The organism is Bacteroidota bacterium, from assembly GCA_035506275.1.
In the GTDB taxonomy this organism is placed as follows: domain Bacteria; phylum Bacteroidota; class Ignavibacteria; order UBA10030; family UBA8401; genus JAGVPT01.
In genome coordinates this window covers 120,398-143,419 of sequence record DATJPT010000008.1, presented here as the reverse complement: position 1 = coordinate 143,419, position 23,022 = coordinate 120,398, and the positions used below count along the sequence as shown (strand labels likewise).

At 52.8% G+C, this 23,022-nt stretch carries 16 protein-coding genes; 15 read left to right on the top strand and 1 reads right to left on the bottom strand.

Annotated features, from left to right (window positions below; genetic code table 11):
- Nucleotides 1-6: 6 nt before the first annotated feature.
- Entirely contained in the window at nucleotides 7-1,290 is a 1,284-nt protein-coding gene (locus VMF88_06030) for a hypothetical protein (protein ID HTY10611.1), read from the bottom strand.
- 667 nt (nucleotides 1,291-1,957) lie between these two features.
- Between VMF88_06030 and VMF88_06025 the strand changes: the two genes are divergently transcribed.
- The 15 genes from VMF88_06025 to VMF88_05955 all read left to right on the top strand — a co-directional run bounded on the left by VMF88_06025 (nucleotide 1,958) and on the right by VMF88_05955 (nucleotide 23,022).
- On the top strand, nucleotides 1,958-2,371 hold the full coding sequence (locus VMF88_06025; GenBank protein ID HTY10610.1) for a hypothetical protein: 414 nt from the start codon (nucleotides 1,958-1,960) through the stop codon (nucleotides 2,369-2,371).
- A 48-nt stretch (nucleotides 2,372-2,419) separates the two neighbouring features.
- On the top strand, nucleotides 2,420-2,833 hold the full coding sequence (locus VMF88_06020; protein ID HTY10609.1) for a hypothetical protein: 414 nt from the start codon (nucleotides 2,420-2,422) through the stop codon (nucleotides 2,831-2,833).
- A 62-nt stretch (nucleotides 2,834-2,895) separates the two neighbouring features.
- Complete coding sequence (locus VMF88_06015) at nucleotides 2,896-3,309, top strand: hypothetical protein (GenBank protein HTY10608.1); 414 nt, start codon at nucleotides 2,896-2,898, stop codon at nucleotides 3,307-3,309.
- A 382-nt stretch (nucleotides 3,310-3,691) separates the two neighbouring features.
- Nucleotides 3,692-4,105, top strand: coding sequence for a hypothetical protein (locus VMF88_06010; protein ID HTY10607.1), 414 nt, complete (start codon nucleotides 3,692-3,694; stop codon nucleotides 4,103-4,105).
- A gap of 246 nt (nucleotides 4,106-4,351) precedes the next feature.
- The gene (locus VMF88_06005) at nucleotides 4,352-5,734 is read left to right on the top strand and encodes a type II secretion system F family protein (protein HTY10606.1); all 1,383 of its coding nucleotides are present in this window, start codon (nucleotides 4,352-4,354) and stop codon (nucleotides 5,732-5,734) included.
- A 27-nt stretch (nucleotides 5,735-5,761) separates the two neighbouring features.
- A complete protein-coding gene (locus VMF88_06000) occupies nucleotides 5,762-7,549 on the top strand; it encodes a GspE/PulE family protein (protein HTY10605.1) in 1,788 nt (595 codons plus the stop codon).
- A 272-nt stretch (nucleotides 7,550-7,821) separates the two neighbouring features.
- Nucleotides 7,822-8,319: a hypothetical protein gene (locus VMF88_05995; protein HTY10604.1), complete on the top strand. Its 498-nt coding sequence runs from the start codon at nucleotides 7,822-7,824 to the stop codon at nucleotides 8,317-8,319.
- 20 nt (nucleotides 8,320-8,339) lie between these two features.
- The gene (locus VMF88_05990; protein ID HTY10603.1) at nucleotides 8,340-8,984 is read left to right on the top strand and encodes a hypothetical protein; all 645 of its coding nucleotides are present in this window, start codon (nucleotides 8,340-8,342) and stop codon (nucleotides 8,982-8,984) included.
- 22 nt (nucleotides 8,985-9,006) lie between these two features.
- A complete protein-coding gene (locus tag VMF88_05985; protein HTY10602.1) occupies nucleotides 9,007-10,236 on the top strand; it encodes a hypothetical protein in 1,230 nt (409 codons plus the stop codon).
- A 271-nt stretch (nucleotides 10,237-10,507) separates the two neighbouring features.
- Entirely contained in the window at nucleotides 10,508-11,782 is a 1,275-nt protein-coding gene (locus tag VMF88_05980) for a PilT/PilU family type 4a pilus ATPase (GenBank protein ID HTY10601.1), read from the top strand.
- 38 nt (nucleotides 11,783-11,820) lie between these two features.
- Nucleotides 11,821-13,389, top strand: a complete 1,569-nt coding sequence (locus tag VMF88_05975) for a hypothetical protein (protein ID HTY10600.1) — start codon at nucleotides 11,821-11,823, stop codon at nucleotides 13,387-13,389.
- Between the two features lie 12 nt (nucleotides 13,390-13,401).
- Entirely contained in the window at nucleotides 13,402-14,298 is an 897-nt protein-coding gene (locus VMF88_05970) for a hypothetical protein (GenBank protein HTY10599.1), read from the top strand.
- Complete coding sequence (locus VMF88_05965) at nucleotides 14,295-15,656, top strand: type II and III secretion system protein (protein HTY10598.1); 1,362 nt, start codon at nucleotides 14,295-14,297, stop codon at nucleotides 15,654-15,656. Before VMF88_05970 ends, VMF88_05965 begins: the two co-directional genes overlap by 4 nt.
- Before the next feature lie 310 nt (nucleotides 15,657-15,966).
- Nucleotides 15,967-19,065 carry a hypothetical protein gene (locus VMF88_05960; protein HTY10597.1) on the top strand — a complete coding sequence of 1,033 codons (3,099 nt, stop codon included), beginning with the start codon at nucleotides 15,967-15,969 and terminating at the stop codon, nucleotides 19,063-19,065.
- Between the two features lie 144 nt (nucleotides 19,066-19,209).
- Nucleotides 19,210-23,022 (top strand): FG-GAP-like repeat-containing protein, encoded by a 3,813-nt coding sequence (locus VMF88_05955; GenBank protein ID HTY10596.1) that lies wholly within the window; start codon nucleotides 19,210-19,212, stop codon nucleotides 23,020-23,022.

Genomic DNA, 23,022 nt, shown 5'->3' with positions numbered 1-23,022 from the left:
CCGTTTTCATTTGAAAAGGTACCCCCGGTAGATCAATTGATACAGTCCGTCAAAGTACACAAGTCCGGAATTCAGCCCGATATAGACCGATGGCAGACAAAGGTTGAGACCCAACAGAAGCTGAAGGACTCTTTCAGAGAAGAGAGCGTGCCGTTTTACGTACATCAAGGCGAACAGGATCGCTAAAAAAGAGAATGCCATCAGCCGCGACGTGTCGACGCCGAAGACTGTTGCGACGATTCCCGGCAGGAGGAACAACAGCAGCCGCTTCGCTTCACGTCCCTTAAAAATAAGCGCCGCCGCGAACACAACCCACAGCAGCTTGTATGAGACCGCGATTCCGCCGACTTCCCGAAGCGGGTGCCGATTCAGCCATGCGAAGCCGGAGAAGCCTCCGACCGATCTCACACCGCTCAGGGCGCTGACGTTGAAACCGAAACTCATCAGCCAAAAAGAAATGTAAACGACAAGCACCGTACCGACCCACAGCCTCTCCCCCTTTGTGAAACTCACGAGCGCCAGAACGATGAACAGGAGCGCGCTGACCTCGTGGGCGAACAACGCCAGGGTGACCGCAGCAATTTTTGGGAGCGCCCCCATCGGAACGATGACGACAATGAGCACGATCAATAATGCAAGCTGCTCCGTATAGCCGGGGGATTGAAACTGAGTGATGATAAACGTCGTCGTGGCGATCGAGATCCTCTCAAGGAGGGATGTCCTTATGCCTTGGACCTCAAAAAAAAGGAGCGTGAAAAAGATGAGGCAAAAGGTCAAGGAGAGGCTGAACAAGTGGTAGAGGAGAGGGCCCCTTAGCTGGAAAAAAAATGCGGCTGCCGGCATCAGGAGCCGCTGGTAGATCTGATCGCTTGCATCGAGGAAGTGGAATGGATCCTTGCTCATCTCCCCGTAACCGACTCCCATGATCCCAAGTTTGGCGGGAATGACAAGCGCTCCGCAGCAAATGAAGACGACCGCGGTGTTTTTCAGAATTTTACCGAAGTCGAGTTCCGGATTGGCAGAAGAAAAAAAATCCACAACCGGCATGGCAAAAAAATAGAGAAGAATTCCGCTCGCAAAGAGAAAAAATGTCCCGCGCACTGCGTTGACCGCATACGCAAATTGCGGAGTTTGCACTAACGCGAGGTTGAGGGGGGGCGGGAGCCGGAGGAGCCAATCCTCTACGAATTGCGCGGGAGTGTGGACGACAGCAATTCCCGCAACCGCCGAAAAAATTACCAACGCCTGCTGCCTATCGGCAAAAAATTTTGAGAAACGCGATTCTGACATAGCGCAAATGTAAGAGAATTTGTGTTAAATACAACTTTGAAGCGCGTCGGAGTTTGAGAATTTCACGCCATTCCCGATCGATGATTTGAACGAGAGAAAGAATGCGTAATGCTGAGCTTGGCCGCGCATCAAGTGGATTTAGATCCCGAAAAGCCGCTTTTCCAATCTCGCTCCCGATCTGAGTTTGGGGCGCCTTCGGTACCTTGTCTTCAGTCTGAAGGCATCGAGAACCAGGTTCGCTCCTTTCTCATACGAAGATTGAGAACGAGAGAGAAAATTTAGTATTCAAGGACTAGACGAACCGGAAAAGTTTTAAGAGGGAGGATCGGATAGATACTTACATTATTGCAATGCATGAATTGAAATTGCTATAGTTCTTTTTTCACTTGCCAAGTTCCTTCTAAGAAACTTTGGGGCTAGTTAAAATGATACCTCCATAACCTCCTTAATGGGTCAATTTCAGGAAAAGAGCCAGGTAGATAAAACTAGGTAAGAATGACCTACACTCGGTAAAAAATTCATCTATCGCTCTTTTGCCCCTTTAGTTACACGCCATTTTGGGGAAAATGGTCTGGCATGGTAAGTGAATGAATCCCCTCCATTAGTGAAAAACCATCACTTCCAGATACAAAAATTTAGTACAAACCACTTCTGAAAGGAGTCCACAATGGGCCAGCAACAGTTGCTTCTGATCATCTTGGGCGTCATCATTGTCGGTATCGCCGTGGCAGTCGGTATCACGATGTTCCAGGATAACGCCGTTGATCAAAACCGCAGCGCGGTGATTGCGGACTTAACGACCTTGGCAGCCAAAGCGCAGCAATATTATGCCAAACCGACCACGCTCGGCGGAGGCGGAAACTCGTTCGTCGGCTTGACGGCAGATGCGACGGGTCTCGGCATTCTCGCGTCATCCGCATTCACCGACAACGCGAACGGAACCTACACGGTGAAGACGGCAGGGACCGCGACGACGGTAGTGTTGCATGGCGTTGGCAAAACCGCGCTGAGCGATGGAACGTTCCCGTCCTACGACATGACAGTGACGAACCAGACACAGACTCCGACCAAACTTAATTAACGCTCGTTTTACTGATTTAGAATAAATCACTTATTTTAGGAGGATATTATGGGACAGCAACAGTTGCTTCTGATTATCTTGGGCGTCATCATTGTCGGTATCGCCGTGGCAGTCGGTATCACGATGTTCCAGGATAACGCCGTTGATCAGAACCGCAGTGCGGTGATCGCAGACTTAACGACCTTGGCTGCCAAAGCGCAGCAATATTATGCCAAACCGACCACGCTGGGCGGAGGCGGAAATTCATTCGTCGGCTTGACGGCAGATGCGACGGGTCTCGGCATTCTTGCGTCATCCGCATTCACGAACAACGCGAACGGAACTTACACTGTAAAGACAGCGGGGACGGCTACAACTGTCGTGTTGCATGGTGTCGGCAAGACTGCCTTGAGCGACGGAACCTTCCCCTCCTATGATATGACAGTAACAAACCAGACTCAGACGCCGACTAAACTTAATTAACCTTCGGTCTGTCTAAAGAGTCCAGGCGGTATATATTTCAATTAACCATATAGGAGGCTTCAATGGGACAGCAACAACTTCTTCTGATCATCTTGGGTGTCATCATTGTCGGTATCGCCGTTGCGGTTGGTATCACAATGTTCCAGGATAACGCGGTTGATCAAAATCGCAGTGCGGTGATCGCCGATCTGACGACGCTGGCAGCGAAAGCGCAGCAGTATTACGCAAAGCCGGTCACTCTCGGCGGAGGCGGAAACTCGTTCGTTGGTCTGACTGCTGATGCAACCGGTTTGGCATTGTTAGCGTCCACTTCATTTACGAACAACGCCAACGGCGTATACACAATCAAGACGGCCGGAACTGCAACGTCGGTCGTTCTCCATGGCGTCGGAACGACTGCCTTGAGCGATGGGACGTATCCATCATATGACATGACTGTGACTTCGCAGACCCAGTCTCCGACAAAGTTGAACTAATGAAAATTGGTTAACTATAGCAGGCAGGCATGTCAGTTTTTCAGGACATGCCTGCTTGACTGTTTATGGAAGTATGTTCTCTGAAAACAAGAATTCTCTTTCAGGCAGTTTGACATCAGAACTTTGCTCACTCGTCGCAGGCATTTGACCACGGATTTAACCGTATATTTCAGAATACGTGCTCGACCGTATGGAAATTCAGAGAGAATGTGTTATTATTTACTTGCCGAATGTCCAGGAGTGAGTTTAGAATGAGATAGGTGACAAGAAGCGCTCAAGAGATCAGCCTTCTTGATTATTGACCGTCGCAAATGTATTTTCTGTCTGCTGGTGAAGGGAATTGTTTAATTCGTTAAACTAATTAAACTTGAGTTGATTTCTTATGGGACAGCAACAGCTTCTTCTGATCATACTGGGGTTGATCATCGTTGGGGTCGCCGTAGTCGTCGGGATCGGAATGTTCCAGGATAATGCTGTTGACCATAACCGCGCCCTTGTGATTGCCGACCTAAAGACGCTTGCCTCCAAGGCCCAGCATTACTACAGCAGGCCTCAGACGATGGGAGGCGGCAACAATTCATTTGTTGGCCTCACTGCTGACGATCGCGGACTCGGTTTGCTTGCAGGGACCGCTTTCACGAACAATGCGAACGGAACGTATTCGATCATTTCGGACGGCACTGCGACGCAGGTTGTGCTTCAGGGTGTTGGAAAAGTCATCATGACCGATGGTACCTATCCGACGTATACGATGACGGTCCTGAATTTAGCTCAGAACCTGACGAAGATTAATTAGCCCTCTCGCACCTCTTTCTTCAGCCATGCATAAAGACGAACCATCGTTCGTTGATAGGCGTCACGCGCTGCCCCACTTCTCGGCCTTCTGCATTATCCCCTTGTTGTGCGTCAAATACGACCTGGAGTCGGCGGTTCGAGTTGATTTTTGTTGGAGCCGGTTGTATCTTTTCTTTGTAGGTTCCATGTCAGGCGCCGGGCGGCGTCGTGCTTTCATTTCATCGTCAGCTTTATAAAGGGTAACGCTATGCCGGAGTTTCGGATTGAAGGTCTTTCCATGGCGGGTAAACCGATCCAGGGAGTTATCAATGCGGAGACTTTGAAACTTGCCAAAGAACGTGCCGGCCAGATGGCGCGGGAGCGGAAATTCCGGCTGACCGGCGTGCGCGTTCGCTCGACATTTCTTTACAGAGTTCAGAAGGGGGAAGAAAAGATCGATGGGGAGCAGAAGGCGTTCACAAAGCAGGAGGTTCAGGACGCTCTCTCTAAAATGGGGTACCAAGTACTTTACGTTCGCAAAAAGCTTTTCGACAAGGCGGGGGCCGTGCCGAATACGGAGGTGGTGTCGTTCGTCCGCGTCAGCGCGGACCTGATCAAACAGAAGCTCCCGTTCAACGAGATGATGCAGCTGCTGATCAACGACATCCCCAACAAGAATTTGCGCGAGGCCGTCCGCGATATCAACCAGGAGTTGAAGCAGGGGAAAGACAGCGAGAAGGCGTTCGTCAAGCACGAAAAAGAGCTGGGGAAATTTGCTGCGCACATGCTCGGCCTCGCCTCGAAGAGCGGCAACATGGGAGAGATCTACGAAAGCACGGCCAAGTTCCTCGAGCGGAATGCCGAGTTCAAAAAGAATTTGAAGAGCGCGTTGATCATGCCGATCGTCACGCTCGTCATTCTGTTCTTCGCGGTCGGGTACTATGTCGCGTATATTTTCCCCGCGACGGCCAGCTTGTTCGTGAAGTTCAAGATCGAGCTGCCGCCGATGACCAAAGCGACGCTCAAGATGAGCGACTTCATCGTCGACAACATCGTGTACATCATGCTGGCGTTCTTTATTCCTATTCTTGCCTTCCTTCGTTTCGCGACGACGGAACGGGGAAGATTCTTTCTCGATAAGAATCTGTGGAAGGTGCCCGCGATGGGGGACCTTCTTCATAAGACAAGCATCGAAATTTTTTGCCGCGTGTTTTACGCCCTCTATTCCGGCTCGGGAGAGAACATCGAAGTGATCAAAATGGCGGCGGAGGCCTGCGGCAACAAGTATATGGAAGCCCAGATCAAGACGGTCGCCCTTCCGCTGATGGTAGAAAAAGGGATGAATATCACGGAAGCGTTCGAAGCGACTGGCGTCTTTACCAAAACGGCGATCTCGCGGTTCCATTCCGGCGCGGAAACGGGAACGGTCAAGAATACCGCGCTCCAGCTCGCCGACTATTACGAAAAAGAGACCGGCTACCGGATGCGGAACGCCATCGATTTGATCCAGCTTGTCATTTCAATGATCATCATGGTGGTGCTGACAGGACTGACGCTTGTCTCTTCCGAAACCGCCACGATCAAGCCAAAGCCGCCGGGCGGAGGGGGCATGATCATCCACGCCGTTCACCTGTTCCGGTCGTTCATCTAATCGTCATTGAGGGAAGGAATTGGCCCTATGCCTGATGTCGACATTACCGATAAGATCGGCTACACGCTTCTGAAAAAGGGGATCATCGACTACGAGACGCTCGAAAAATCGCTGCGAGTCAAGGAGTCGGAATCCAATAAGAAGGACCGGCGCAATCTCGGACAAATTCTCGTCAGCGAATTCAACGCCGATCACGACGCGGTCTTCCGAGAAGTGGCAAACCTCTACGCCTTCCGCGAGATTTATCTTGCCGATGAAGCGGTCGACAAGACCCGCGTCGAGTTCATCAGAAAGCTCGTCGACGGCCTCCCCGAATCGCAGCGGGACATGCTCATCCAATCGAAGATGCTGCCGCTCAAGTTCGACGAAAAGCAGCCCGACAAATTGATCATTATCTGCACCGACCCGACCGACCGGAACATCCCGGTCATCGCCCGCAATTTCAACGCGAAGAAATACGAGGTCACCTACGTGCGGCTGAAAGAGATGCAGAACCTTCTCGAACAGGTCATCCCGCCGCAGAACGAGTTTCTCAAGCTCCTCGAAGACAACCAGATCACCGTCGATACGAGCCAGGACGATGCGACCGTCGACGAGGAAGCGCTGGAAGCGGAGATCAGCAAGAGCGCTCTCGCAAATCTCATCGAAGGCTGCATCGTGGAGGCCGTCCGAAGGGACGTCAGCGATATTCATATCGTTCCAGCCGAAGGGAACGTGACGAACTTCATGTTCCGCGTCGACGGCAACCTGCAGGTGTGGCATCGCCAGGAGAATACGCTCCCCGAAGCTGTGCTTGCCGTCGTCAAGGACAGGACGAAGAATGTCGACCGCTTTGAACGCGAGATGTCGCAGGACGGTTTTATCCAGCGCGTCATCGACGGACACCAGCTCCGTTTCCGTGTCTCCATCATGCCGATCGTGACGACCGAATTCAAGCACAAATTCGAAAGCGTCGTCATCCGCGTCCTCGACGACCGGAAAGTGATCACCGACCTCAACAAGCTCGGGTTGCAGGGACCCGCGCGAGCCTTCTTCGACAAAGCAATAAAAAAGCCCCAGGGCATCATCATCCTCACCGGTCCTACGGGATCCGGAAAATCGACGACGCTGATCGCCGCGCTGTATCAAGTGATCGATCCTACCGTGAACGTGCTGACGATCGAAGAGCCGGTCGAGTACATCATCAAGGGCGCGCGCCAGCTCAAGATCGGCCCGAAGATGTCGTTCGAGCAGTCCATCAGAGGTATCTTGCGTCACGACCCCGATATCGTACTCGTCGGTGAAATGCGCGATAAAGTCACTGCGGAAACTGCCATCAAGCTTGCGAACACCGGTCACCTTGTCTTCTCGACGCTCCACACCAACGACGCTCCTAGCGCCGTGGCACGTTTGTACAAGATGGGCATCGAGCCGTTCCTCATCGCATACGCGATCAATATTATCGTCGCACAGCGCCTTATTCGTACGCTGTGCAAGATCTGCAAGCAGCCGCTCGGCGAAGAAGATTGGCCGGACATGCTGAAGTTTGGGTTCACCGAAGAGGAACTCCGTGCGCACCAGTTCTTTAAGGCTGCCGGCTGCGACAAATGCAACGGAGGCTACAAAGGACGCGCTGCCATTCACGAAGCCCTCTACTTCTCCAAGGCCATCAAGGACATCATCCTTAATGCAGGTGATAAGGTCGACGAAAACGCAATTCGCGACCAGGCTGCCAAGGATGGAATGTGGACACTGCGGCGGTCGGGGATGGAGAGAATGAAAGAGGGAGTGACGACACTCGAAGAGGTCATCTCAACGACGGTCGAGGACGAGTAGCTATTACATTTTCCTTTTTACACCTGGTGTAGTTTTTACACTAACAAAAATACCGACTCAGTGGCGCACGGTCCGGGGAGTGCGCCAAATCCTCGAATTCCTTCATTTTCAGGCATCTCTCTTTTTTAGGTTATTAGGCATGAAGATTGCTTTTTATCGCATGGGCAATCTTTCAAGGCTGAACGTGCGATTTGCCACAACAATTGTTGTGCGCTGGAGATAGTTTGATACCGATGAGCAGTACAATCGAGGGATCAATCGGAGAATAAAGCATGGGTACCGGTCAGACTTTACTTACGATCATGGCGATGATGATGCTGAGCCGCATGGTGCTGGCTGTGAATAACGATAATGCACAAAGCGGCGGCAGCGTCGAAATGGCGGCATACAGGATCACGGCGACCTCGCTCGGTAAATCGATCATCGAGGAAGCTACCGGCTGCGCGTATGATCAGAATTCGGATACCGTGGGCATTTCAAACGTGTCCGGTTTCACGGCCCCCTCCGCGCTGGGCCCTAAAACAGGCGAAGTGTACCCCAGATACAACGACTTTGATGACTTTAATGGTTTGCATCTGGTTGATAGCCTGGCTGGCTCAGCTGTTTTCGTCGTGGACGTGACTGTTCAGTATGTGAATATTTCCAGTAATGTCATTACCGCTTCGAGTACACAGACCTATAACAAGCAGATGACGGTCAGGGTGTCGAGCAAAAGCATGACTGATACATTGACATTCTATACCGTGATGAGTTACTGGTATTTTAGATAGAAACTAAGTGAGAAGAAGCTATGGGTTCACAAGTAGTTCTTGATCTCATCGCATCATCGTTGACGTTTGGCACTCTCCTGCTCATGGCGATACGGATGAACGGAACTGTCAGCGAAAGCATGCAGATGTACAACGGCGACCTGTTGGTTCAAAGCAATATGATCACGGTTGTCAATATGATCGAGTATGACTTCCGAAAAATAGGATACTGCGCGAACCCCGCTAATTTTCCGGACCCGACGCAGTCGATCATCTATGCCGATTCGACCAGCATAAAGTTTTACACCGATTTGTCGACGGCAGCATACCCGAACGGCGATGGCACTCCGGATATCGTCTATTACTATGTAGGACCGACGAGTGAACTCGCCTCGACTCCTAATCCCAACGACAGGATCCTTTATCGCGTCGTGAATAACGCGCCTCCCAAAGGAGCGAATTTAGGCGTTACCGAATTTGGTTTACTGTACTTCAGCGCGCTCGGCGATACGCTGCATTTTCCTATTACTCATCCGAGCCAGATATGGGCGATGCAGATCACCGTTCAGGTTCAGAACAGCGCGGCTCCGACGCTCAGGTACAATACGGGGAAGTTTGACACACAGTACTCTCAGGCATTCTGGAGACAAGTGCGGCTGGCTTCGCAAAACCTTAAGAGCCGATAATGTATTTTAGCAGAGGGAAAAAATGGGACGGAACGCTATTTATCTCGCTATAGGTTTCACCACTCTGTGTTTGATGACCGGTTTGAATTTATCGCGCGTCAGTCTCGACGCGTTTTCGAATGCAATTACATACCAGGAAAACAGCAATATCCTTAATATTGCCGAGACGGGGGCGAATTTCGCCTGTAATCAGCTTTTCACGACCCCTAACTGGAGGACCGGATTCCAAAACGTGCCGTTCGGCGGAGGGACTTTCACGGTGACCGTGAACATGGTTGTGAACGGCACTGATTCGAGCAGGATCCAGGTAATAAGCGCCGCAACCTATCAGGGGCTGAAAGATACGATCAAAATACTCCTTCAGCCCAGCCTCTTCTCAAAGTTCGCCTACTTCTCGGACAACGAGCCGAGCTCGATCAGCTGGACGACGGGAGATACCGTGTGGGGTCCATACCACAGCAACACCAGTTTGTATGTCAGCGGAAATCCGGTATTCAACGGCAAAGCGACGGCACAGGGAGGCGTCGTTAAGAACTCCAACCCCAGCAACCCGGTGTTCAATGGCGGCTTCCAATCGGGCGTTTCGATCACTATGCCGTCCGACCTTAGTGCCTTGCAGGGTAAAGCGCAGCAGACCGGGGGGGGATTTTATCTCGCGACGAGCAGTGATTTTTATCTGACGTTCAATTCCAATGGTACCGTCAATTACAGGCTTGGAACGAGCGGATCGTGGACAACTCAGACGCTCACTGCGTTTGCGGGGACGAACAAAGTGGTGGTGATCAACGGAGGCAACATTCACGTAAAAGGGATCCTCAACGGCCAAGTGACCATTGCGGCGTTGTCCAGCAATAGCAATAACGGTCAAGTCTGGATTGATTCTTCCGTGGCCTATAACAGCAACCCGGTTAACAACCCCGCATCGACCGATATGCTGGGCATCTGTGCAACCAACAATATTGAGATCGCCAGCAATTCAAACAATAATAACTCATCCAGAGGGGTCACAATTCAGGGCTCGTTGTTCTCGCTAAAAGGCGGGTTTGGAGCAGATAGTGCTACGACAAAGGTGCCGTCAGGCAGTATTCACCTTCTAGGCGGAGTCAGTCAGGCCGTCCGGCAGGCGGTTGGCGTCGTTGGCGGCACTCATGGATACCTGAAGAGCTATTATTACGATAATCGGTTTTTGGTTTCCGCGCCTCCGTGTTTTCCAACGACCGGGAGCTACGAAGTTCTCGAATGGTGGGAATAGGATCTCTCCGAGAGCGCATTTTAGGGCGTAATCGGACCTTTTGAACGACAGGGGAGGAACAGCGGACCGATTGGTTTTTTCCCGCCAGATCCTCTCCGAATTTTGCCTCTCCCGTCAAACTCCCTGCCGGAGTTTTTTTATTGACTTTCACTAGCGCTTTCAATATATTCACCACGACATCTCATGTAAAGCTTGAGCGGCCTTTCGGTATTCTATTTTTGTACAAGGAATAGAAAACGAAATCAATCTATTCAATCGCTGAAAAATTTTCATGGATCAGCCAATTGTAGCCCCTTCTGTTGCTCCCGTAGATGAAACCCAGCTGAAGGCGCGTCAAATTTTGCGGCAGATGGTGGCGCAGGTTCCGGAAAGCGTTTACGGATTGGAGCGGCAGATTTTCATCGGCGATCTTGTCGAGAAGCTGCCGGTCGAGAGCCGAACGATCCTTCATGCTTTCACGAATTCTTTTTTTCTTCGGATGTTCACGATCAATGCATCCGACATTGACCTCGGCGGCTACGGGGGACAAGGGCTTGTATGGTACAGAGTGTTCGGATCCAAGAAACCGGATCAGACGATCCCAAAGCTCGAATCCGACGAAATCAATATTTTGGTCCAGGCGCTTTTGATGGCGCGCCAACGGCAGGTGCTCTACGAAAATAAGAACCTCGATTTTTCCTATATGATCGAGGATGGAGATCGTACGGTCCGCTTTCGCGCCGATGCCTATCTGGATCTGGACCAGATCGCGCTCAATATGCGCGCGATCAATCAGACGATCCGCCCCTACAAGGCGCTCGAGCTTCATCCGAATATTACGAAGATCGTGAGCCTTGCGCACACAAAGGAGGGGCTTACGCTGGTGACCGGTATTACCGGCTCGGGCAAGAGCTCGACGCTCGACGCGATGATCGACCTCAACAACCACACGGTCGACGGCCACATCGTGATCATCGCTTCGCCGATCGAGTTCGTGCACAAATCGGACAGGTGCATCGTCCGCCATCGCGAGGTCGGGCGCGACGTGCTTTCGTTCAAGGACGGCGCAATACAGGCTCTGCGCCAGGACCCGGATATCATCGTCATCGGCGAAATGCGCGATCCGGAGACGATCATGGTCTCGCTCGAGATCACGGACAGCGGGCACAAGGTATTCTCGACGCTCCATACTGCGTCGGCCGTCGAGAGCATCGACCGTATCATCGGCGAAGTTCCCCCGGTGGAGCAGGAGCGCGTGCGCAACAGGATGGCCGACGTTCTCCGGTGCGTCATGTCCCAGAAGCTGATCCCGAGCCTCGACGGAAAAAGGGTGCTTGCGCGCGAGGTCCTTGTGATGACGCCGTCGGTGCGTTCAGCGATCAAGAACAACAACACCGGGGAAATTTATCAGATGATCCAGGAGTCCGGCGATCAGGGGATGACGACGATGGAGCAGGACCTGAAGAGATTGTTCGTGCAGAAGAAAATTTCGCTCGAGTCGGCGATCAATTTTTCCAACAACAAGAAGCGAATGCAGCAGCTGCTGGGCGCAGGATCGCAGCCATAAGCGGCAATTAACGCACACGACAGACACAGCGACGATACATGCCCTATAACAAAGGAGAAGGAAAAACTGCCCTGACGATTTTCGTCGACGGCCTGGACGTTAAATTCGTTCACGTCGCCCTCAGGGGAAAGCAGTTCCATCTCGAAGATTTCAAGACGGTCAACCTCGTCAAGAAGCTGGAGGAACGACAGACCTCGGCCGATGTCGGCGCCGGCCTCGAAGGCGTCGATCTGCTCGATGCGTCATCCAACGCTCCGATCCTTCAGGAAGGCGTTGCAGAGGAAGCTGAAGGTTCTGAGACGAACAACAGCGTCATCCTTGGACTGCTCACGGATTATCCTTCCCTCAAGTACCAGTTTGGGTACTCCATTTCCGAGCCGAGCGTGTATTACCAGACGTTCGAGGATTCGTTCGGCCTCAGCGGCGGGAAGCTGAAGAAGAAATTGGTCGAGGAGCTTTCCAAGATCCGCGCCACCAAGCCGAGCGCGGATGCTGTGGCGTACATCAAAGCGACGGAAGGGCAGATCCTCTCGGTCATCCGCGAGGACGGACTTAGCCTGATCGAGATCCTGGAAGCCATCAAGGATTTCATCGGCAAGAGGATCCCGCGGGTGTCGTTCATCGAAACGTCCGATATATCCTTGATGAACCTGGTGCGCGCGAATTACGACGTCGGTTCCGAGGAGATCTCGGTGATCATGTATGTCGGCAGTGAATTCAGCCGGTTGATCTTCTTGAAGGGAAAGGATTTTCTCCATTTCGCGCCCGTGATCAGCGAAGGGCGGACATCGCCGAACATCGAGAACACCCTCTACTCGCGCATTCTTCTCGAGCAGGACAGCGCGGGCATCATGCGCCTCGACAGGATCTTTCTCGCCGGGGAAGCGCACAAACTTGAACTGAAGCAGTTCCTCTCGCCCCAGTTCGCCGAGGCGCCGATCGAATACCTGATACCCCGGAACCTCGACACCGGCGCGCTCCAGCAAAGCGTCGAAGAGATCACCTCCGAGTACGCCGTACCGATCTCGGCGGCGATGAGGATCCTCGACCCGAAAAATCCGGAATACTACAGCATCGACCTTCTGCCTCAAAGTTTCAGGGAGGGGCAGAAGGTGTTCAAACTGGCGTGGCACGGGTACGTGCTCATGCTGCTGATCTTTCTCGGAACGCTCTTTTTCACAACCCGGATCGCCGACCAGGCCGAGGACGTGAGGGCCGCCAACAGGGCGCTGCAGGAAAAACAACTTCAGCAGTCGGAGAACGAACGCCTCCAGAAGATCCTGGACAGCCTCACGGCGCAGAACCAGCAGTATATCAGCGCGCTCGAGGTGTACGATAATATCGTTCCGAACTACAATCGGTGGAGCAAGGTCTTCTATCATCTCACGCAAAGCGTCGAAGACGTCAACTCGCTGTGGATCGGCGATATCCAGACCAAACCCGACAGCACCATCGAATTGACCGGCTATACGTTGTACCGTCCCAGAATTCCCCGCATAGCCAACATGTTCGAAAAAGCGACGCTGCAGTCCGTCGAGCTTCAGGAGATCCGGGGCAAGACGGTCTACAAGTTCATTCTCTCGATACAAAAACTGGATTCCGACTGATAAAGGTCCGTTGTGTCGTATAAGATACGAAATTCAATAGCGCTTGGAGTTCTTCTCCTTCTCGTCATAGGGATCGGCGGGTATATTTCGTTTGTTCTCCAGCCAGGGAAAATAAACAAGTACAAGAAAGAGGCCAAGGCGATCGAAGCGCAGTTGAAGGACAACACCCTGCAGACGAATGCCATTACGGGCATGCAGGAGAAGCTCCGCGAGACCGTCCATCGGTGGAACAACAGGACGAAAGAGATCGGGGCGTCGGATATGTCGTCGCAGACATACGGCTATCTGAGCGACATCATCGACGAAAGCGGACAGCTCCGCCTGAACATGACGTTTTCGGGAACGAAGATGGATGCAAAGTACGGTTACAATACGTACAAGCTGACCGGCGCGGCGGAGTTCCCGAATATTTTCAGGTTCATCTGGCTCCTGGAGAACGGCCGACGTCTGTACAAGATCACGAGCGTGACAGTGCACAGCGAGGAACAGACAAAAGCGACCGAGGAGTATCCGACGATCGACCTGAAATACGAGATGGAATTGAACGCCTACTTTACCTCGGAGACGTCGCTGAACAAGCCGGTCATGAAACCGGACTCCGTTCCGCAGCCGATTACGTCGAACCCGTTCTTGCCGAACATCCTGAAGCTTTCGCCGCAGAACGTCCGAAACCTGCTCGACGTCGCGGCGATCAACGTCAAAGCGGTGGCGCCGGGAAAAGCGCTCGTCATGGACCAGACGGGACACCTCATCACGCTTCAGATCGGGGATGAGGTGTACCTGGGAAAGATGACGGCGACGCATCCTCAGGAAGGGACCGTCGAGTTCACGCTCAATAACGGAGGGATTATCGAGACGGTGAACAAGCAAATCGCGTTTGAGAAAAAATCACAAGGGATCACTCCATGAAAACTTTGTTCATCCAGTTTCGTCGAACGGGCCTGCGGGCCCTCCGCGAGTCGACGGCATGCGGGAGAATATTGCTCCTGGTCTGCGCGGCGATGGTGCTCGGGCTCCAAACGGCAGGCGCGCAAAACAACCGCGAACGGCGGCTGATCTTGAATGATTATGTCTCGCCCGAAGAACTCATTTCCATGTCGAAATCCCTGCCGTTCGATAAGGCCGTGTCCCTCTTCACCGACTTCAGCAAAAAATATTTGAACAAGATTATTGTCGACCCGACCAACAATAAGAAAGAGATCGGCGTCGACATCGAGAACATGTACTGGCTACAGGCGTTCGAGACCGTGCTTCGCGCCAACTCGCTCTGGTATGAAGAAAAAGAGGAGTACTTCCAGATCATTTATCCTGGGGATAGCACCAAAGCGATGGCGGGCGGGGGAGGCGGAGCGTCAACCGGAGCGATGGCGAGAGATTCTTCGTCGAAAGCGATGTTTCTTGCCAGAGATATAAAAATTTCGACGGTCTTCTTTTCAATAGATGTCTCAAAGACCCTCAACACCGGCGTCAACTGGACGTTCAAGGACAGCACCAACAACGGATCGGTGTACGGCGGGCAGTTGAAAAGCAACCTGGAAAACCCCGACCAGCAGGCAGCGACCTCGGGTTCATCGGGGTCGTCGGGGGGCTCTTCCGGCCAGACGACCGTTCCGGACGCGTTCATTGCGAGAATAATTCCAAAATTGAATTTCGGCACGCTGACCGGTTTTGTTTCATTTCTTGAAGGGAACGGGCTGGGCGACGTTATCTCGAATCCGCAGATCATCGTCTCATCGGGAAAAGTGGGACAGATACAGATCGGCACGGATATATTCGTCACGACCAAAGACTTCGCCGGCAATACGATACAGCAGCAGATCGCGACTGGTCTTATCGTCAAAGTGACTCCTACGTTGTATGAACTCCACGGAGTTCGTTTCATTAACCTGGCAGCGCATGTCGAGAACAGCAAGCAGGACGGCGCGAACATCGACAAATCTTCCATCGATACGTATTTGCTCTTGAACGACGGCGAGGAGACCGTTCTCGGGGGTTTGTACTCAACGACTGAAACGGAAACGCGTGCCGGCGTGCCGTTCCTCAGGGATTTGCCCTGGTACGTCTTCGGACTCCGGTATATCTTCGGCTCTGATATCAAGGCCGATTCCAAGACCGAACTCATTATCCTCCTGAAAGCTGAAGTTATCCCTTCCATCGAAGAGCGCCTTGCCGATAAGCTGAAAAACAACGAGAACCTTATCGAGAAGACCGAAAAACAGATGGAGGAAAATAACGCGAAGCACAAATCCAAGATGAAAACAGAGTAGGTCCTCGTGTGATTTCTGTCAATCTTTCCTTCGTTAACAAAAGAGAGATTGTTGAGTGAGGACGGTTTTTGTCTCGCATTTTTTAGCGGATATTTGGAGAGGCGTTCCGGCCCTCTGAAAAACCCGATGAAGAGCAGGTAGATCACCGTATTCTCGAAAATGCGTGCTCCGCTGTATTGAGAATCGGCTCGAAAAGCTTAAGTTCCCGGAATACGGAAGCCACAGAGGTAGAGTGAAGATAAGGCGCAATTTCTGCTCCCCCATTCTTGAACAGTGAGTCGCGATTGAAACGATTATTCGTGAGGTTGTTATGAGACAACGACAATATGTGACGTATCTTATCATTCTGGTATTTGCCGGATTGTTTTCGTGCGCCAATCCGACATCATCGAACGGGTCCGAATATGCCGTGACGATCAGCGGGACGGTGGTCAACCTTTCTGCAACTCCTCTGGACAGTGTGCATATCGTCCTCTGGACCCCCTTCCAGCAAGATACCGGCAAATCGAACGGGACATTTTCGATCAGTTTCCAGGCATCGGATAAAACGACCGTCAACGACTCGATCACGTTCTCGAGGGCCGGATGGTATAGCCTGACAAAATACTTCACCTACAGTTCAAGCTCTGCGACGATCAGTCTCGGTGCCGTGGCGTTGAAGGGGCTCACCGGAGCGCAGGACAGCACGACCGCGACCACCCACGCATCTCAGCGGGCTGGACAAATTGTCTTCCTCGGCTCGTCGACGGATAACCTATCGATTCTCGGTGCGGGCGGGCCGACGGCTACGATTTTGACATTTGAAGTACGGGATTCGCTTGGAACTCCCGTTGACACCTCAAACTCGGTTAGCGTCGATTTCAAATTCATCAATCAGCCCGACGCTCTGACGCAGCTCAATTTGGACAGCGTGCGCACGAATTCTTCGGGCCAGGTTGCGGTTCAGCTTTCATCCGGATATAAAGCCGGACTCGCGACGGTCGAAGCGTATGCGGCGGTGAAGGATAAGAGCAGCGCTACCGGATACGACACCATCGCATCGCAGATCGTTTCTATTCCTATTTACGGCGGCTATCCGGACAGCTCGCATTTATCGATCGGCAGCACACTCTTCAACGTTCCGGGAGGAGTGATCATCAACTTCCAGGATAAGGTATCAGTTCTCGTCGGGGACAAATACGGCAACCCGGTCCATCCGGGAACTCCGGTGTACTTTACTTCTACGGGAGGGAGCATTGAGGCGCAGGGGCTTACCGACAACGATGGAATTGCAAGCGCAACGTTGTTTACGGGTAATCCGGTGCCGTCGAACGGATTTGCTTGGATCTACGCTCAGGTCGCGACGCTTCCTCAGTCGGGATCGGCATCAAGTTCGACGGCTTCGACGCCGATCTTTACGTCAAAGAATAAGAAGTATGCGGACGGCGTTACCTTCAATAGGACGACGACCGTGCCGAAGCCTCTCGCGAATCATATTGTAAAATTTAAGCCGGCAAGCATCAAGGCGGGAACTGTACTCACAGATTCTACACCGATCCTCTTCTCGGGACGGACGATCATCTCGACGTCCAACAATAATTTCGTCATCCCGGTCGGATTGTCGACGACGGTGAATTATACCGTCTCCGACCTCAACGGCAATCCGTTGACGGGAGGTTCCACCGTTTCGGTTTCTGCAACCGGGTCGGCGTCGTCCTCCGTGACAATGACCGGCGACATAACCGTCAATATTCCCGATACGCAGGACAAGAGGTTCACTCAATACCAGGTGAATCTGAAGGACAATCGGACGACGGGAACGAACGTTGCTCAGCCGGTTTCGCTGACGATCTCGGTGACAAGCCAGAACGGAAATTCCAAGTTGGTTCTGGGAGGGACGCTTTCGAGCACCCAGGGCGGCGGCCCTGACAGCAGCATAGTGAGCCACATTGTTCTCTCCAATCCTTCAACCGATTCCATTTATGTTACCGGCGTTGGCGGCACGACGACTGACGTCGCCAAATTCAAAGTGTATAACACATTCGGGCAACCGGCAAAGAATGTTGCCGTGAACTTCAAAATAGTTGTGCCGCTCGGCGGCGGAGAATATCTCTCGCCCGCAACGGCTCTTACCGATACCGGCGGCAATGTGCAGACGACGCTCACAAGCGGGACAAAGTACGGAGAGGTTCTTGTCACCGCTTCGACGACCAAGGACTCGATAACCCAGACATCGGACCCGAAGATCGTCTACATTGTTGTTCCCTCGTCTGCCAGGCTGGCTTCTCAGGTCCAATATTTAGGGGCGACTGCGACAGATATTTATGTTGACGGCGTCGGCGCGCTTGAGAACTCGACGATAGGCTACCAAGTCACGGATTCTCTGGGAATTCCGATCGACAGAACGCGCAGGGTTGGTGTGACATATAATATCCAGTTCTTCCCCAACTCAACAATTGCAGGGGGCACACCTCCGTCGGTTATTCCCGCGACAGACAGTACTGACGACAATGGACAGTTGCACACGACAGTTATCAGCGGATCCGAGGCTGGCGTCGTTCAGGTTGTTGCACACATCAGTGTTCCGAACAGAGGAACTCTGATCTCCCAGCCGGTCAAGATAACTGTCCACGCAGGATTCCCGGATCAGGCGCACTTTTCGCTTATTCCAAGCCATTATGTTGTGGCTGGGTTCAATAACAAGATTCCTTTCACGGTCGAGGTTGGTGATACTTTCAGCAATCCTGTCGCCAAGGGAACGGCCGTTTATTTCCATTCACAGTCCGGGGTTATCGAAACTGGATCGCAGGACTTCAACGCATATACCCAGATAGACGGGTCAGCAACAGTTAGTTTGCTCTTGGTAAATCCGTTACCCTATTCAGGCCAATATGAATATAAACCGGGTATTTTCAGCGGTCTTCCCTACGCATCTTTAATAAACGGACGTGATGGATATTTCTGGGTCACTGCCCAAACTCAAGGTCACTTCAATACAAACGTTACTGACAGTGTCCTGGAAGTGGAGGCGACCAATCCTATAGTTTTGACCGGTGTTCCGGATACGGTTGTACCGATGAGTGCCGTTTCTCACACTACAGCTCCGATCTCAGTTACCATTAAAGACGGGAATGGCAATCCGTTGCCCGACGGCACCACGATCTCGGCCACCATTGTGCCTCCCGCGAACCCGCCATCGGGATTCCAGATCGGAGTTTCCGGCGATATTTCAAACTCGGCTGTAGTGTCGCTCCCGGATGCTGCCTATGCACGGTTCCCGGGTCCTGGAATCACTGATTTCACTTTCCAAGTCGTGAATTCGTCGGTTCCACCAGCTGTTGCCACTGGGGTTACTGTGACGGTGATTATTACTATTGCCAGTCCTAATATCGGCACTGTCAGCTTTACGGTTAATGCTTTAGCACAATAGTGTAAGGGAACTGCATAGAACTTTACAGGGACGAGAGTATCAACTGAAAAAAACTCCAACTTCTTTTTTGAGGTTGGAGTTTTTGTTAGCTTCGCCATTTAAGAGCATGTTTTTTCGCCTCAAGGTCAGCCATAGAGGATGATCGTGAAACGGTCGGTCTGTTCACTGGCTCTTCTTTTCTCCGCTTTTTCTTTTCTCTTTCCGCAGGCTCCGTCCATTACATCGGTGACGCCGGCGTCCGGAGTTCCCGGCGCTGTCGTGACAATTGCCGGAAATAATTTTAGCGCCGCTTCCGCAAGCGATGTCGTCTATTTCAGCGGCGTGAAAGCGGCGGTCAACTCTGCATCTCCGACACAATTGAAAGTAGTAGTTCCGGTCGGGGCCTCTTTCGGCCCGGTCAGTGTTACTGTTACGTCAACCGGCCTCACCGCATCTTCCGCCATTCCGTTCATTCCAACATTCCCCGGAGGGGTCGCTCTTTCATCGTCGGGCTTTTTCCCGAAAATGGATTTTGTGACCGGAGATCTTCCGTACGGCGTTGCCATCGGCGACCTGGACGGAGACGGCAAGCCCGACTTTGTGGTCACAAACAATGCCGACAGCTCGATCTCGATCTTCAGGAATACGGGAACGGGCGACAGCCTTTCAACCAGCACGTTCGCTCCCCCCGTCATCCTGACAACCGGCAGAGGTCCGTGGGGGATCGCTGTTGCCGACATTGACGGGGACGGAAAGCTGGACATCGTGGTCTCGAACGGGAACGGGGGGACAATTTCTGTATTTCGAAACGCGGGCTCAAGCGGCAGTATCACAGCAAGTTCATTTGCTCCCAGGGTTGATTTTGCAACAGGCGGCGGAGGCGGCGGGGGATACGGTATCGCGATCGCCGACCTGGATGGAGACGGAAAACCGGACGTTGTGGTGACAAATCATTTTGCTAATTCGATCTCGATCCTCAGAAATACAAGCGGTATTGGGTCTGTCGCATTTGCGGCGACTGTTGATTTTTCAACGGGCGCCATTCCGTACGGGGTCGCTGTGGGCGATCTTGACGGAGACGGAAAGCCCGACATCGTCGTCGCCAACAGCGGCATCGATTCTCTTTCGATCTTCAGGAATACGAGCTCCAGCGGCAGCATCTCAGCCGCCTCGTTTGCTCCGAAAATTTCTCTTCCGGCAAGCGGCACCCCGGATGCGGTCGCACTTGTTGACGTCAACGCCGACGGAAAACCGGAGATCGTTTCGGCAAACACGAGCGACAGCACGCTTTCGGTCTTCCACAACAACTCCACCAGTGGAAGCTTATCCTTTGCAGCGGCGGTTGATTTCAAGCTGAACAGCGCGCCCAACAGCATCGCGCTGGGTGATTTCAACGGCGACGGCCTTCCCGACATTGCTACCTCGAACAGCGGCAACACCGTTTCGGTCTTTCAGAATATGAGCGGGAGCGGAAACGCGATCGCCGCGAGCTCCCTCGGCGGCGAAAAAGACTTTAGCATCGCGAGCTCTCCGTTCGGACTTGCTATCGGAGACCTTAACGGCGATGGGAGGCCGGATCTGATCACAGCCAGCAGCCAGACCAACACCGCTTCCGTATTTTTGTCCGATAACGGCATTCCTTCGATTGCAGTCGGTAAATCTCTCATCGGTTTCGGCTTTGTACCCCTTCATGATTCTTCCAGCATCGACGTCGAAGTGAAGGATGTTTCGGCAAACCGTTTGATCATCGATACCATTTATGCCAACGGGAACAAGCTCACTTTTTCGGTCACGCAGGGGAACATTACGGATTCACTCAAGCTGACAATGCTCTTTCGCGCCGACTCGATCGGATCCTATGCCGATACCGTTTTCATCAAAAGCAACGCACTGACGCCGTTGATCATGCTCCCCGTGTCAGCAAAGGTGTACTCGCTTCCCGGCAAGCCGGCCGCCGTGTCGGTGACCCCATCGGGCTGGTCGAACGCGCAATCGTTTTCGATTTCATGGACGAACAGTCTGGCCGGAATGCTTCCGATTGGAAAGATTTGGTACTCGATCGATACGCTTCCTCGGAATGCCGCTTCCGTCCAGAGCCAGGCAGCGGCGAACACGAGCGCCTCGCTCCCGATGTCGCTGGTGGGGAAGGACACGGTCTATTTCTTCCTCGAAGATTCTTTGGGGAATAAAAATCCGGATTCGGTCGCTTCTGTCGTGATCAAGTTCGACAACAAGGGCCCGGCGATCGTTCACAACAACGCGGCTCTGGACACAATTTTCGTCCAGGCGGACGGAAGCTTGTCGGGCATTCCCCCCATCGCTGCCTCGTCGTCCGAACCGGCGAATGAGTCGGGGGTGATGAGCTTCAACCTCTTGTATCGGCGCCTCGACGAGCAGGCCTGGACAACCGTGAGCTTCGCGAATGATTCAGCCGCCATTCCTTCAACATCGTTCATCAAGAACGGAAGAGCGGTCGGCGCCGTGTACAGGATTCAGGCGATCGACAGTGCGGGGAATATCTCGCTGTCAAACCTCTACTCGTTTGACATTCGGTACTCGAACGATCTGACCGTGACGGATTTTACGACTCTTCCGACTGTCCACTCCCTCAGTCTGCCCGCGGGGCAGGAGGTCAAGGCGTACCGGCTTTTGTCCGTACCATACATCCCCGAAGATCAGAGGCCGAGCAGTTTTATCGATCAAAGCTTCGGTCCGAGCGACGCGAACGGTGTTGCATACGTGAATTGGCGGATGGTGCGATGGTTCAACGGGGCCTGGAGCGATTATGGCACGTACAAAGATCTGCCGGTCGTTGTGCCCGGCTCTGGATTCATGATGGTGACTGAGAATGCCGGGAAATCCGCCGCGTTGGCCAGGCCGAAACTCATCCGGGCCGATAACATGCTGTACAACGGCATCGCGCTCGATCAGGGATGGAATCTCTTGGGAAATCCTTTCCTGGTCGATGTGCCGTTTGACCGTCTTATCTTCCAGGGGGGGACTCCCCTTGCTCACTATTATTTTTCTGGGACCGGAACTCAGGGGGGATGGGAAGGATCAGGCTCCGACGTCGACACGATGCGCAGCTGGCAGGGACTGGCCGTTGAGGTTGACTCCGCATGTGTTGTGAAGTTCGACCTGGCCGGAGTTATTCTTCCCCCCGCGGCGGGGATGATCAAAAAGGGGGCAAAGCTTCCCGCGAAAGCGGACCCGAAGCTGAACGCAAAGGAGTGGACGCTTGGGATCGATGCGGTGAGAGACGATATCAACATGTCGTGCCTCGGCGCTGAGGTCGGCATGAAAGCAAACGCGCAAAAAGGAGTTGATCCGTCCGACCGGTTCCAGGCTCCGTTCATCGGCGGCAGTAATATTCTCTTGGGAATGGAAAGCGCGGCGGGAATGCTCATGAAAGATATGAGGCCGGTCAGCTCCGAGGGGGATGTGTGGGATGTCACTGTTAAGACGGGAGATGCTCTTGCCAAATCACAATTGAGGTTCGGTTCGACCGAGGCAATTGTAAATCAAGGCTTCGGAGTTATCGCCGTCGATCCCGCGAAAGGCCTCGCCTACGATCTGACGAAGCAGAAATCGATCGTGGTCACGAGCGGCAGCGACGGCGAGGGGATGGTGCGGTTGATCGTCGGGACCTCTTCATTTATCGATAAGAATCTGGATGGGATTGCCCTGATACCGGACGAGCCGAACCTCTTTAATAATTATCCGAACCCGTTCAATCCTGCGACCGTCATCCGCTATGCCGTTCCTTCGTCGATGCCGTCGGCGCGAGTGCAGCTGCGGGTGTATAATATTCTGGGACAGCAGATCCGGACACTCGTCGACGGGTCAGTCGTGCCTGGATTCTATGAAGCGAGCTTTGACGGACACGGTCTTGCTTCGGGGACGTATTTTTACCGCATCTCAATTACCGGCGGGGGTGCGTCGTATCATAATGTCAAAAAAATGCTCTTGATCAAGTAG

Coding starts and splice junctions, on each gene's coding strand:
- VMF88_06030 (HTY10611.1), bottom strand. CDS start 1,290: ATGTCAGAATCGCGTTTCTCAAAATTTTTTGCCGATAGGCAGCAGGCG.
- VMF88_06025 (HTY10610.1), top strand. CDS start 1,958: ATGGGCCAGCAACAGTTGCTTCTGATCATCTTGGGCGTCATCATTGTC.
- VMF88_06020 (HTY10609.1), top strand. CDS start 2,420: ATGGGACAGCAACAGTTGCTTCTGATTATCTTGGGCGTCATCATTGTC.
- VMF88_06015 (HTY10608.1), top strand. CDS start 2,896: ATGGGACAGCAACAACTTCTTCTGATCATCTTGGGTGTCATCATTGTC.
- VMF88_06010 (HTY10607.1), top strand. CDS start 3,692: ATGGGACAGCAACAGCTTCTTCTGATCATACTGGGGTTGATCATCGTT.
- VMF88_06005 (HTY10606.1), top strand. CDS start 4,352: ATGCCGGAGTTTCGGATTGAAGGTCTTTCCATGGCGGGTAAACCGATC.
- VMF88_06000 (HTY10605.1), top strand. CDS start 5,762: ATGCCTGATGTCGACATTACCGATAAGATCGGCTACACGCTTCTGAAA.
- VMF88_05995 (HTY10604.1), top strand. CDS start 7,822: ATGGGTACCGGTCAGACTTTACTTACGATCATGGCGATGATGATGCTG.
- VMF88_05990 (HTY10603.1), top strand. CDS start 8,340: ATGGGTTCACAAGTAGTTCTTGATCTCATCGCATCATCGTTGACGTTT.
- VMF88_05985 (HTY10602.1), top strand. CDS start 9,007: ATGGGACGGAACGCTATTTATCTCGCTATAGGTTTCACCACTCTGTGT.
- VMF88_05980 (HTY10601.1), top strand. CDS start 10,508: ATGGATCAGCCAATTGTAGCCCCTTCTGTTGCTCCCGTAGATGAAACC.
- VMF88_05975 (HTY10600.1), top strand. CDS start 11,821: ATGCCCTATAACAAAGGAGAAGGAAAAACTGCCCTGACGATTTTCGTC.
- VMF88_05965 (HTY10598.1), top strand. CDS start 14,295: ATGAAAACTTTGTTCATCCAGTTTCGTCGAACGGGCCTGCGGGCCCTC.
- VMF88_05960 (HTY10597.1), top strand. CDS start 15,967: ATGAGACAACGACAATATGTGACGTATCTTATCATTCTGGTATTTGCC.